This is a genomic window from Paenisporosarcina cavernae (genome assembly GCF_003595195.1).
Taxonomy (GTDB): Bacteria; Bacillota; Bacilli; order Bacillales_A; family Planococcaceae; genus Paenisporosarcina; species Paenisporosarcina cavernae.
In genome coordinates, this window is record NZ_CP032418.1 from 1,354,778 (window position 1) to 1,366,726 (window position 11,949).

An 11,949-nucleotide genomic window follows, 5' to 3' on the forward strand; every position below is an offset into this window, starting at 1 on the left:
CCTTGTGAAAAAACAGCGGTTCTATTCAGACCGCTGCGCTTCATATGCTTGTATAATTTTCCCGACTAAAGGATGTCGAACGACATCTGCTGATTCTAAGTATTGGAAATGAATATCGGATACATTTCCTAAAATGGACTCAGCTACTTTTAATCCAGACTCTGCCCCTTTTGGCAAATCAATTTGCGTTTTATCACCAGTAATGACCATTTTCGAACCAAATCCTAAACGAGTTAAAAACATCTTCATTTGTGCTTTCGTTGTATTTTGCGCTTCATCCAATATAACAAAAGCATCGTCCAATGTTCTTCCTCTCATGTACGCTAAAGGAGCGATCTCAATTGTTCCTCGTTCAATTAATCGTTCCGTTTGCTCTGCACCTAAAACATCATGCAATGCATCATATAAAGGACGTAAATAAGGATCAACTTTTTCCTTTAAATCTCCTGGTAAAAATCCAAGACTTTCCCCAGCTTCTACAGCAGGGCGAGTTAAAATAATACGTTTTACAGCACCATTTTTTAATGCTTGCGTTGCTAATACAACCGCTAAATACGTTTTCCCAGTACCAGCAGGTCCAATCCCAAAAACCAAATCGTGTTTTCGGATGGCTTGAATATATTCTCGCTGACCAATTGTTTTCGCTCGTATTGCTTTTCCTTTTGTCGTACGGGCAATTTCTTCATCATAGAGTTCTGCAAAATATTCAATGGTTCCATTTTGAGCCATTTCCACTGCTGAACTGACATCTCGTTGGTTAATTTGTATTCCTCGACGAATAACTCGAATTAATTGAAGCAATATTTGTTTTGCCGTCAAACGGTTTTCTTCTTCCCCAACAATACGAATGGTTTCGCCTCTTGTTACTAGTTGGACGTGAAAAGCTTCTTCAATTAAAGTTGTATTTGCATCCGAAATACCGACTAGTTGTATCGTGTCATTTGGATCTTCTAAATGTAATTCCGTGTAGTTTTGATCAGTCATTGTCAGTCTCCTTGTGAGATAATTCGGTAAGATGAAATACGATCTTTCACTAAGTATAATATCTTTCCTTTAACTGTATCATTTGTCCATTCTATGTGTAAAACCTTTTCCTGTATAATTTCACCATCGCTACTTAAGCTCATGATGGTATTTTTAGCAATAATCGGTAAAAGTATTTCATTCAGATAACGATCTCGTGAAACTATTTTTTGCTTAGTTGATAGAGAAAATGATCGTTCGATCCAAAACTCTCCTAATACACTTCCTTCTGCCCCAATAACCGCTGGACCATCAGGGGTTTCAATCGTTCCTTTTACTAATAATTCACCTTTTGAAACAGAATCATGCATGGAAACGACACGTTCTCCACTGCTTAACTTAAAGGAAGAGACGATCGCCTTTCTTTGTGCCACTAAATCACTCGGTTTTGCAGGACGATTGGCCGTAATAATTGGGTCTGGGGAAGATTGTATACGAATCGTAAGTTTACCCCCATCACGAAATAAGTGAATCCAGGCGATATCCGTATGTTTGGATAATATTGTTCTACGCACAACATCGTCTTTCGGTACATTTGTTAACGGTTGTCCTTGTTTAATCGGGAGTTGGGATAATAGTTGACTGATTTCCTCTTTTCTTTCTAACTCTTCATCTACTATTTCTATCTCCCATAGAAACAACGAAAATATAATAGGCAAACTGATAAACAGTAACGAACCAAGCTGATGAGGAATGCTAACATGAAGAAAATTCCATTTCGGAATAATTTCTGATTGAAAGGTGATATGATGTCGATGGAAATATTCTTTTACTTTTAGGTAATCATTAGACGAGACAACAAAGTGAATGGTTTCATTCGCAATATGAACACGACGAATCGGAATTTTGTGTTCATGAAATGTTTGCAAATGTTTCCTTCCATAGGATGAATGGAAAGTGATTCTATAGTTATTTTGAATTTTCTTTACTATCACAAGCTTTCTTCCATCCACATATGTATTTTTTTTAACTGAGATGCTTTAATGAGCATCGTATCATCCTTCCAGCTAGATACCATCACTTGCTCCGCTTCAATGGAAATTACTCCGTCATCAACTAAAACCTTGCAATGTGTAGATCCAACATCCAGCAATTGAATATTACCTTGTAAAGAAATATCCTGAAAATTTTCAAGATGTACAATGGAAGGAAATCGTATTAGATTTTTCACCATTAAAAAAACCCCTTTTTCTCATCTTATGACAAGAAAAAGGAGTACATGCTAGGATCGTTTTGATTTTGGCTTGCTCAGTATTTCTGAAAAAATGATTCCTTGAATAATTTCTTCTTTCGTACTAGGAATAATAGAATTTTTCGGTTTTACTGTCGGTGATTTCGTTTCGCTTTCTTGGTGAAGAGAAAGTCTTCCGCGTCGTTCTGTCCGAGCTTCTTGACTTCTCTCTTTGCGACCAACTTCTGATGGCTGGACCTTTTTTTCCTTCACTGGGGAAGGTTTGTTCACTTGCGATTTCGATTCACCAAATGTATCTTCATAAAAATCCTTCACATAATCTTCTAAGTCACTTACGGTGTTTTTAGAAAGAGGTTTATTGGCAAAAGGTTTCGTCTTACTAGTAGAAGATTCGCCTTTTTTTGCATTCGATACAATACCAATAATTGCCGCGATAATGACAAAAATTAATCCTTCCACTAGTAATCCCCTCCTTTAAATTTGTTTATCGTCATTCGTTGTTTTCTCAGAACCAATTTTAGAAATAGAATCACGCATTCCTGTATCCGCTTGAACATTTTTGTAATTCATATAATCCATTATTCCAATGTTACCTTCTCGTAATGCTTCCGCCATTGCAAGTGGAACCTCTGCTTCTGCACCAACAACTTTTGCTCTCATTTCTTGAACTCGAGCTTTCATTTCTTGTTCTGTTGCAACTGCCATCGCACGGCGTTCTTCCGCCTTCGCTTGCGCAATCTTTTTATCTGCTTCTGCTTGCTCCGTTTGAAGTTCTGCACCAATATTTTTACCGATGTCAACATCTGCAATGTCTATCGAGAGAATTTCAAATGCTGTACCTGAATCTAAGCCTTTAGAAAGAACCGTTTGTGAAATCATATCAGGATTTTCTAATACTTTTTTATGATTTGTGCTAGAACCGATTGTACTAACAATCCCTTCACCAACTCGAGCTACAATCGTCTCTTCGCCCGCTCCCCCTACTAATCGATCAATGTTCGCACGAACAGTAATACGTGCTTTCGCTTTCACTTCAATTCCATCCATCGCCACACCAGCAATAAATGGTGTTTCAATAACTTTTGGATTAACGGACATTTGAACTGCTTCTAAAACGTCACGTCCAGCTAAATCAATTGCAGCTGCTCGTTCAAATGTTAGTTCAATATTCGCTCGGTGTGCAGCAATTAAAGCATTAACAACACGGTCTACATTACCACCTGCTAAATAATGACTCTCTAACTGATTGATTTGTACTTGTAAACCCGCCTTATGCGCTTTAATTAAAGGGTTAATAATTCTAGAAGGAATAACTCTTCGTAAACGCATTCCAACTAAAGTAAAAATGCTTACCCTTACTCCAGCCGCAAGAGCAGAGATCCACAATGCAATTGGCACAAATGTTAGGAAAATTGTTAAGACAATAAAGCCAGCAATTATTCCTAGTATAAGCAATACTGTACCTGATGTAATACCAGCAATCATTCTTCTTCCTCCTTTTTCGTCAGTTCACGTACAACAATTCGTGAACCTTCCACTTTCAGTATTTTTACTGACCTACCTTTTTCGATGAAATTTCCTTCTGAAACTGCATCGATTCTTTCATTGTTCCACATAATAGTACCAGAAGGTCTCAATCCAGTGATTGCAATAGCAGTCTCCCCTATTAATTCTAGGCGATTAATATTTGAGACATACCCTGCATCCGTCGTTGTCGCATCATTTAAAATAATTTTGTTAAATAATTTCACGTTTTTCCCGAAAAGCTTCACCATAATCACCATTCCTAAAATTGCTGCAACAAGCGCAATTAACACGGCAATTGTCATAACCGTTAAACTTGCTCCAGCAAATAATATACTTACAATTATTAATCCTATTCCCATTATACCTGCGATAGCACCCGGTAGGAATAACTCCGCAAATAATAAAAACAGGCCTAATAGAAAGAGAATAATGACTTGCCAGCTTGCGTGACCAGTAGCGACATGTCCAACATAAAATAGTAGTAAAGCAGAAAAACCAATTACTCCTGGTATGCCTAAACCTGGGGAAAAAAGTTCTAATGTCAAACAAATGCTCGCGATTGTCAATAGGAGAACGACAACTACTGGATGCGTAACCCACTCAAAATAAGTAGGTGAAAGTAACGTATCCATTGAACCACATCCCTTCTAGCGATATGTATACAGTATATACGGATTATGTAGATTAAAAGTTTCAATTTTTTAATAATTATCGTTCGATGAAAACACTCTTTTCATTGACTCATTTTAAGAATCTTTCTTGTAGTAACGAAATTGTCTCATAAGACAACGCTAAATTTTACGGTAAATTTGTGGCAAAGAAAAAGTTGCAAGCGCTTCTGGTAACAATGCGGTCCAAATTTTATGTGTATAGTATTTTTCATCTAAGGCGATCTTTACGTTTTATTCCCTTAATATTTCCGCCACATAGGAACGATTCTTTGGCAGAGATTTCGTCCACTTGAAAAAATGGAGGGGTATCTAGAATTATAGCTTGCTGGTTCTGCTACACAACTATTCATCTGTGACAAAAAAAATAAGCCGGGAAATATTTCCCAGCTTACATTGTTCGTTTATATGCGATTACCATTTACGTTTACGCGCAGCTTCTGATTTCTTTTTACGCTTTACACTTGGTTTTTCGTAAAACTCACGTTTTCTTACCTCTTGTATTGTTCCACTTTTGGAAACAGTGCGTTTGAAGCGTCGAAGAGCATCTTCAAGCGATTCGTTTTTGCGAACGACAGTTTTTGACATCTCTCTTTCCCTCCCTCCGAACACTCATAAAACATGACCAATTGCCATGTACTAGAAAATTATAACGTAAAAATGTTTAGCGGTCAATACGTTTAATAGAATTAATAGTCTGAGTTAGAAGTTAAACCTTGCATAATTTGAACGCCTGAACTAGCTCCTATTCGAGTAGCTCCAGCTTCCACCATTTTGTTTACATCCTCCAAGCTGCGAACGCCTCCAGAAGCTTTCACACCTAGATTCGGTCCGACTGTTTCACGCATCAATTTCACGTCCTCAACAGTTGCTCCTCCAGTAGAGAAACCTGTAGAAGTTTTGACGAAATCTGCACCTGCAGCTTTTGAAAGTTCGCATGCTTTAGTAATTTCTTCTTTCGTCAAGAGACAAGTTTCAAGAATTACTTTCACAAGTGCTTTACCTTTCGCAGCTTGAACAACCGCTTCGATGTCACGTTTAACTAAATCCAAATCTCCTGATTTCATCGCGCTGACGTTTAATACCATATCAATTTCAGTCGCTCCATTTTGAATAGCATCAGTCGTTTCAAATGCTTTCACGGCAGGAGTATTTGCCCCTAATGGAAATCCAATAACCGTACAAACGTCTACGTCTGCTCCTGATAACAAATCAGCACTAAGTTTGACCCAAGTTGGATTCACACATACAGATGCGAATTTGTATTCTTTCGCTTCCGCGCATAATTGTTCCACTTGAGATTGAACAGATTCCGGTTTTAATAAAGTATGATCTATTAAAGATGCTATATTTTTTGTCATATTCTACTTCCTCTCAACAGTTGTACGTACCTCTTCATCATACCAGATATTTATCTATACAGGAACTGCTTTAGTATCATCGATTACTCGTACAAATTGACCGTAGTTAATAGGGTATCCTGCTTGATCAATTTTTACTTTTACTAATTTCCCAACCATTTCTTCTGTCGCCGGAATGACTACTTTCAAATAATTATCGGTATATCCTACATACAACCCTTTATTCGGCTCTTCTTTATACATTTCTTCAGGTATGATTTCGAGAACTTCACCATCAAAACGAGAAGCATATTCTTTCGCCAATTGATTATTTAGTTCGATCAATCGATGAACACGATCATTTTTTACTTCTTCCTCTACTTGGTCTTCCATACGGGCAGCTGGAGTACCAGTACGTTTCGAATAAGGAAAAACGTGTAATTCAGAAAATCCGTGGTGACGAATAAAATTATAAGTCTCCATAAATTCCTCTTCCGTTTCTCCAGGAAAACCGACAATGACGTCTGAAGTGATCGCAAGCCCTGGTAGAATTTCTTTCAATCTTTCTAATCGTTCCGCAAAAAATTCCATTGTGTATTTACGACGCATGCGTTTCAATACAGTATTAGATCCTGATTGTATCGGAATATGTAAATGACGGACGATTGTTGTACTTTCTTTTATAACTTGAATTACTTCGTCCGTAATTTGACTAGCTTCGATGGAGCTAATTCGTAAGCGTTTCAAACCGTGAACTTGTGATTCAATATCACGTAATAACTGCGCCAAATTATAGTCTTTTAAATCTTCTCCATACCCACCTGTGTGAATGCCAGTTAGAACAATTTCTAAATATCCAGCATCGACCAATTGCTGTGCTTGTCGAACGACTTCTTTTGGATCACGTGAGCGCATTAAACCTCTAGCCCATGGAATGATGCAAAATGTGCAAAAGTTATTACATCCTTCTTGAATTTTCAAAGACGCACGCGTTCGATCCGTAAAGGCTGGAACATCTAATTCTTCATATACACGGTTTTTCATAATATTACCGACTGCATTTATTGGTTGACGCTCCATTTTGTATTGTTCAATGTAGCCGATTAATTTCGTTCGATCTTGCGTACCAACCACAATGTCGACACCGGGAATAGCCATGATTTCAGCCGGAGAAGTTTGGGCATAACATCCAGTAACACAAATAACCGCGTCAGGATTTTGACGGACTGCACGACGGATAACTTGTCTACTTTTTTTATCACCTGTGTTTGTCACGGTACACGTATTGATTACGTAAACATCTGATTGATGATCAAACTCTTCACGCGTGTATCCAGCCTCTTGAAACAATTGCCAAATCGCTTCTGTTTCATAGTGATTTACTTTACAGCCCAATGTATGAAATGCAACTGTTGCCAAGGTAATCACCTCTTTCATTCAAATTGATAAGAAATCGCAGAAAGCACATATAAAGGTGCGGTTTCTGTTCGTAGAATTCTAGGTCCTAGCGCAATAGGTTTAAATCCTGCTGCTATAAATTGTTGTGCTTCATTCGGCGAAAAACCGCCTTCAGGACCAAAGGCAATGAAAATAGATTGACCGAAATCGATTGTTCTCAAATGCTCCGAGAAGCTCGTTCTATCTGTTCGCTTTGCTTGCTCTTCATATGCAAAAAATAGATGATGATCATTTCCCTCTCGATTTAGAAGAGATCCAAAAGATTGAACGTTTTGGATAGTAGGAATGACAGTCCGATGCGATTGTTCTGCCGCTTCTTTCGCGATCCGATTCAAGCGCTCTAATTTCTTGGTTGATTTAGATGGTTCCCATTTTACAATTGAACGCTCCGCTTGAAAAGGGATTATTTCCGAAACGCCTAGCTCGGTCGCCTTTTGTGTAATAAGTTCGAGCTTATCTCCTTTTGGTAAGCCACACGCAATGGTAACGTGAACTGGAAGTTCATTTGAGAAAGGAATAGCTGCAATGGTTTTTACATGTACAACACGATCTTCAAGGGAGTCAATTTCCGTTCTGTAAGCGTTCCCGTTGTTAACCACGATAATTTGGTCTCCAACGGACATTCTCATTACTTTTGAAATGTGCTTCGCATCTTCTCCAACGATTGAAAACCTATCTGTTGCCGATGGATGATCAATGAAATATCGTTGCATACCTTATTCTCCCATAGGTTTGGATGAAATAATTGCAACCCAATCTTCCATCATCATCACTTCTTTTATTTCGAATCCAGCTTCCATAAGAGACACTTTTACATCTTCTTTTTTCGCCCCAATTATTCCAGATGTAATGTAATATCCACCAGGTTTAACTATGTTAAATGCTTCATCAACAAATGATTGAATGACTTCGGCTAAAATATTTGCGACTGCTACGTCCACTTGTTCTGTCACTTTTTCGACTAAATTGCCTTGCATGACTGAAACAATGTTCTGAACTTTATTCAATTTTACATTTAGTTTTGCAGAGCGCACCGCAACTTCATCTAAATCTAACGCTTGAACATCTCTAGCTTGTAATAATGCAGCTCCAATGGAAAGAACACCTGATCCTGTCCCTATATCTAATACTGTGTCACCCGGTTTTACGGTTTTCTCCAATGCTTGAAGACACATGACAGTAGTTGGGTGTGTCCCTGTACCAAAAGCCATCCCCGGATCCAATTCAATAATAAGTTCGTCTGAGGAAACGGGTTCGTAATTTTCCCATGTTGGAACAATTGTAAATCTTTCCGATATTTTCACTGGGTGATAGTATTTTTTCCAAGCGGTTGCCCACTCTTCCTCATTTACTTCACTTATGGTGACAACGTTTTGACCTAAATTTATATCGTATTGGACAAGATTGTTAATGGCCATTTTTATCTCTTCAACTGTATCTCCAAGAAAACTGGTCATTGGTAAATACGCTTTTAAAATAACCCCTTCGCTTGGAAAATCGTTTGGATTCAAAGAATATATTTCTCCAAACATATCTTCTCGTTCTTTTGCAAAGTCTTCTGAGTCTTCAATTACTACTCCACTCGCACCAGCTTCGTGTAAAATATTTGAAACCGCTTCGATTGCTTCATTTGTCGTATGAATCGATAATTCTGACCACTTCAATCTCGCCAACTCCTATTCGCCTTTAATTGTTCGTTTAATTTTTTCGAACAAAGAACTGCCTTGCTCTTCCGGAATATCTCCACTAATTTCTGCGTATTGACGTAACAATTCTCTCTGTTTTTCCGAAAGCTTTGTTGGTGTTACAACTTTTACAATGACGTGCTGATCTCCCATACCATAGCCATGAACATTTTTTACACCTTTCCCTTTTAGGCGGAATTTTGTACCTGATTGCGTGCCTCCTGGAATCTTCAACTTAACTTTTCCATGCACAGTTGGAACTTCAATTTCATCACCTAGCGCTGCTTGAGGGAACGTAATTTTTAATTCTAAATAAATGTCGTCACCGTCACGCTCAAATTTCTCATGTGCACGAACACGGAACACGATATATAAGTCTCCCGCTGGTCCACCATTTTTACCAGGCTCACCTTGACCCGACACGCGAAGCTGCTGACCATCATCAACACCTGCTGGAATCGTAACTTTTATCTTTTTACGTTTTGTAACGGTACCTTGCCCGTGACATGTAGAACATTTTTCTTTAATCAATTTGCCAGTTCCTTGACAGTAGTTACACGTGCGACGGTTTACCATGCGGCCAAATGGCGTGTCTTGCGTGACGTTTATTTGTCCTGAGCCTTGGCAGTGGTGACAAGTTTCAGGAGACGTACCTGGTTTTGCGCCACTTCCATGACACGTATCACATTCTTCTTCTTTTGGAATTTCAATTTCTGTTTCTTTTCCAAATACGGCTTCTTCAAAGGAAATATTCATGGAGTATTGTAAATCATCCCCTTTTCGAGGGGCATTCGGATCTCTACGTCTACCTCCACCTCCAAAAAACGAACTAAATATATCTTCAAATCCGAAGCCTTCTGCACCACCGAAGCCGCCAAATCCTTGATTGGCACCAGCATGGCCAAATTGATCATATTGGGCTTTTTTCTGATCATCACTTAGCACTTCGTACGCTTCAGCGATTTCTTTAAATTTTTCTACTGCTTCCTCATCTTTATTAATATCTGGATGGTATTGTTTCGATAATTTACGATACGCTTTTTTAATTTCTTCTTTTGACGCGCCTTTAGTTAGTCCAAGCACTTCATAATAATCTCTTTTATTCATGTTGACACACTCCCGTATTCCTATAGCATAACTTTCATTTTAACATGACCTGTTGTGAAAGAAAAACAGAGAAAAAGTCAAAGCCGTAAATCTGACTTTGACTTTTTCCAATTATTTCGATGAATCGTCGTTTACTTCTTCGAAGTCAGCGTCTACTACTCCATCGTCATTCGGGTTTTCAGAACCGCCTTCCGCTTGTTGTTCAGCGGCAGCTTGTTCATATAATTTCATCGATAATTGTTGAACTAACTCGTTCAGCTTATCTTTCTTCGAACGAATGTCTTCAAGTTTCCCAGACTCTAAAGCTGTTTTTAACTCTTCTTTTGCATCTAAAGCTGGTTGTTTTTCTTCTTCAGAGATTTTATCTCCTAAGTCATTTAACGTTTTATCTGTCATGAAGACTAATTGATCCGCTTCATTTTTCAATTCAGCTTCTTCTTTTTTCGCCTTATCCGCTTCCGCATTTGCTTCAGCTTCTTTCACCATACGTTCAATCTCATCATCGGTTAACGCTGTATTTGATTGGATTGTAATGTTTTGCTCTTTGCCTGTACCTAAGTCTTTCGCTTTTACATTTACAATACCATTTTTGTCGATATCAAATGATACTTCAATTTGAGGGACTCCACGTGGAGCTGGTGGGATATCCGCTAATTGGAAGCGACCTAGTGTTTTATTATCCACTGCCATTGGGCGTTCCCCTTGAAGCACGTGGATGTCTACTGCCGGCTGATTGTCAGCTGCGGTTGAGAAGACTTGCGATTTTGACGTCGGAATCGTTGTATTACGTTCGATTAATTTAGTGAAAACGCCACCCATTGTTTCGATTCCAAGAGATAAAGGCGTTACGTCAAGTAAAACAACATCTTTCACATCACCAGTTAAAACCCCACCTTGAACTGCAGCACCCATTGCAACAACTTCATCTGGATTTACACCACGGTGAGGTTCTTTGCCAGTTTCTTTTTTAATCGCTTCTTGTACCGCTGGAATACGAGTAGAACCACCTACTAAAATAACTTTGTCGATATTTGACGAAGACAATCCAGCATCTTTTAAAGCTTGGCGAGTAGGTACCATAGTGCGCTCAACTAATGAAGCTGTTAATTCATCAAATTTTGCACGACTTAATGTCATTTCTAAATGCAATGGTCCAGCTTCTCCAGCTGTAATGAATGGTAACGATACTTGCGTCGATGTTACACCAGACAAGTCTTTTTTCGCTTTTTCAGCTGCATCTTTCAAGCGTTGCGTTGCCATTTTGTCTTTTGATAAGTCAATTCCGTTTTCTTTTTTGAATTCAGCTACGAAATAATCCATTAAAACTTGGTCAAAGTCATCTCCACCTAAACGGTTGTCACCTGCAGTAGAACGTACTTCAAATACTCCATCTCCTAGTTCTAAGATGGATACGTCAAACGTACCTCCTCCTAAGTCATATACCAAAATAGTTTGGTCTTCATCCATTTTATCTAATCCATAAGCAAGTGCAGCAGCAGTTGGTTCGTTAATAATACGCTCTACTTCAAGTCCTGCAATGCGTCCTGCGTCTTTTGTTGCTTGACGCTCTGCATCATTAAAGTAAGCTGGTACAGTAATAACTGCTTTTGTCACTTTTTCTCCTAAATAATCTTCTGCGTATCCTTTTAAATACTGAAGGATCATTGCAGATACTTCTTGCGGAGTATATTCTTTATCTTCCACTTTTACTTTATAATCCGTCCCCATGTGACGCTTAACGGATTGAATGGTGTTTGGATTTGTAATGGACTGACGCTTTGCAACTTCCCCAACTTGACGTTCTCCATTTTTAAATGCTACGACGGAAGGTGTTGTACGATTTCCTTCTGGATTTGGAATTACTTTTGGTTCTCCACCTTCTAAAATTGCGACACATGAATTTGTTGTTCCTAAATCAATACCAATAATTTTACTCATTCTAAAATTCC

The 11,949-nt window shown here is 38.5% G+C and carries 13 protein-coding genes; all 13 read right to left on the minus strand.

Annotation, left to right across the window (positions count from 1 at the left end; translation table 11 throughout):
• Window positions 1-21 precede the first annotated feature (21 nt).
• The 13 genes from D3873_RS06840 to dnaK all read right to left on the minus strand — a co-directional run bounded on the left by D3873_RS06840 (window position 22) and on the right by dnaK (window position 11,938).
• Window positions 22-984: a PhoH family protein gene (locus D3873_RS06840; RefSeq protein WP_119883354.1), complete on the minus strand. Its 963-nt coding sequence runs from the start codon at window positions 982-984 to the stop codon at window positions 22-24.
• A 2-nt stretch (window positions 985-986) separates the two neighbouring features.
• Entirely contained in the window at window positions 987-1,976 is a 990-nt protein-coding gene (locus tag D3873_RS06845; protein WP_338014640.1) for a sporulation protein YqfD, read from the minus strand.
• Window positions 1,955-2,197 (minus strand): hypothetical protein, encoded by a 243-nt coding sequence (locus D3873_RS06850; protein ID WP_119883356.1) that lies wholly within the window; start codon window positions 2,195-2,197, stop codon window positions 1,955-1,957. Before D3873_RS06850 ends, D3873_RS06845 begins: the two co-directional genes overlap by 22 nt.
• A 48-nt stretch (window positions 2,198-2,245) precedes the next feature.
• Window positions 2,246-2,674 carry a YqfB family membrane protein gene (locus D3873_RS06855; RefSeq protein ID WP_119883357.1) on the minus strand — a complete coding sequence of 143 codons (429 nt, stop codon included), beginning with the start codon at window positions 2,672-2,674 and terminating at the stop codon, window positions 2,246-2,248.
• Window positions 2,675-2,689: 15 nt separating this feature from the next.
• A complete protein-coding gene (floA, locus tag D3873_RS06860; protein ID WP_119883358.1) occupies window positions 2,690-3,700 on the minus strand; it encodes a flotillin-like protein FloA in 1,011 nt (336 codons plus the stop codon).
• Entirely contained in the window at window positions 3,697-4,374 is a 678-nt protein-coding gene (locus tag D3873_RS06865; RefSeq protein ID WP_119883359.1) for an NfeD family protein, read from the minus strand. The genes floA and D3873_RS06865 overlap by 4 nt, the downstream gene beginning before the upstream one ends.
• A 450-nt stretch (window positions 4,375-4,824) precedes the next feature.
• On the minus strand, window positions 4,825-4,998 hold the full coding sequence (gene rpsU, locus D3873_RS06870) for a 30S ribosomal protein S21 (protein WP_004227078.1): 174 nt from the start codon (window positions 4,996-4,998) through the stop codon (window positions 4,825-4,827).
• A 101-nt stretch (window positions 4,999-5,099) separates the two neighbouring features.
• Window positions 5,100-5,771 carry a deoxyribose-phosphate aldolase gene (deoC, locus tag D3873_RS06875; protein ID WP_119883360.1) on the minus strand — a complete coding sequence of 224 codons (672 nt, stop codon included), beginning with the start codon at window positions 5,769-5,771 and terminating at the stop codon, window positions 5,100-5,102.
• Window positions 5,772-5,825: 54 nt separating this feature from the next.
• Window positions 5,826-7,169 carry a tRNA (N(6)-L-threonylcarbamoyladenosine(37)-C(2))-methylthiotransferase MtaB gene (gene mtaB, locus D3873_RS06880; protein ID WP_119883361.1) on the minus strand — a complete coding sequence of 448 codons (1,344 nt, stop codon included), beginning with the start codon at window positions 7,167-7,169 and terminating at the stop codon, window positions 5,826-5,828.
• A 14-nt stretch (window positions 7,170-7,183) separates the two neighbouring features.
• On the minus strand, window positions 7,184-7,921 hold the full coding sequence (locus D3873_RS06885; protein ID WP_119883362.1) for a 16S rRNA (uracil(1498)-N(3))-methyltransferase: 738 nt from the start codon (window positions 7,919-7,921) through the stop codon (window positions 7,184-7,186).
• A gap of 3 nt (window positions 7,922-7,924) precedes the next feature.
• The gene (prmA, locus tag D3873_RS06890) at window positions 7,925-8,872 is read right to left on the minus strand and encodes a 50S ribosomal protein L11 methyltransferase (protein ID WP_119883363.1); all 948 of its coding nucleotides are present in this window, start codon (window positions 8,870-8,872) and stop codon (window positions 7,925-7,927) included.
• Between the two features lie 12 nt (window positions 8,873-8,884).
• Window positions 8,885-10,000: a molecular chaperone DnaJ gene (gene dnaJ, locus D3873_RS06895; protein WP_119883364.1), complete on the minus strand. Its 1,116-nt coding sequence runs from the start codon at window positions 9,998-10,000 to the stop codon at window positions 8,885-8,887.
• Window positions 10,001-10,111: 111 nt separating this feature from the next.
• The gene (gene dnaK, locus D3873_RS06900) at window positions 10,112-11,938 is read right to left on the minus strand and encodes a molecular chaperone DnaK (RefSeq protein WP_119883365.1); all 1,827 of its coding nucleotides are present in this window, start codon (window positions 11,936-11,938) and stop codon (window positions 10,112-10,114) included.
• Between the last annotated feature and the right edge of the window lie 11 nt (window positions 11,939-11,949).

Excerpts from the sequence above, each read along its gene's own strand:
- D3873_RS06840 (WP_119883354.1), bottom strand. The coding sequence starts at position 984 with ATGACTGATCAAAACTACACGGAATTACATTTAGAAGATCCAAATGAC.
- D3873_RS06850 (WP_119883356.1), bottom strand. The coding sequence starts at position 2,197 with ATGGTGAAAAATCTAATACGATTTCCTTCCATTGTACATCTTGAAAAT.
- floA (WP_119883358.1), bottom strand. The coding sequence starts at position 3,700 with ATGATTGCTGGTATTACATCAGGTACAGTATTGCTTATACTAGGAATA.
- D3873_RS06865 (WP_119883359.1), bottom strand. The coding sequence starts at position 4,374 with ATGGATACGTTACTTTCACCTACTTATTTTGAGTGGGTTACGCATCCA.
- rpsU (WP_004227078.1), bottom strand. The coding sequence starts at position 4,998 with ATGTCAAAAACTGTCGTTCGCAAAAACGAATCGCTTGAAGATGCTCTT.
- deoC (WP_119883360.1), bottom strand. The coding sequence starts at position 5,771 with ATGACAAAAAATATAGCATCTTTAATAGATCATACTTTATTAAAACCG.
- D3873_RS06885 (WP_119883362.1), bottom strand. The coding sequence starts at position 7,921 with ATGCAACGATATTTCATTGATCATCCATCGGCAACAGATAGGTTTTCA.
- dnaJ (WP_119883364.1), bottom strand. The coding sequence starts at position 10,000 with ATGAATAAAAGAGATTATTATGAAGTGCTTGGACTAACTAAAGGCGCG.
- dnaK (WP_119883365.1), bottom strand. The coding sequence starts at position 11,938 with ATGAGTAAAATTATTGGTATTGATTTAGGAACAACAAATTCATGTGTC.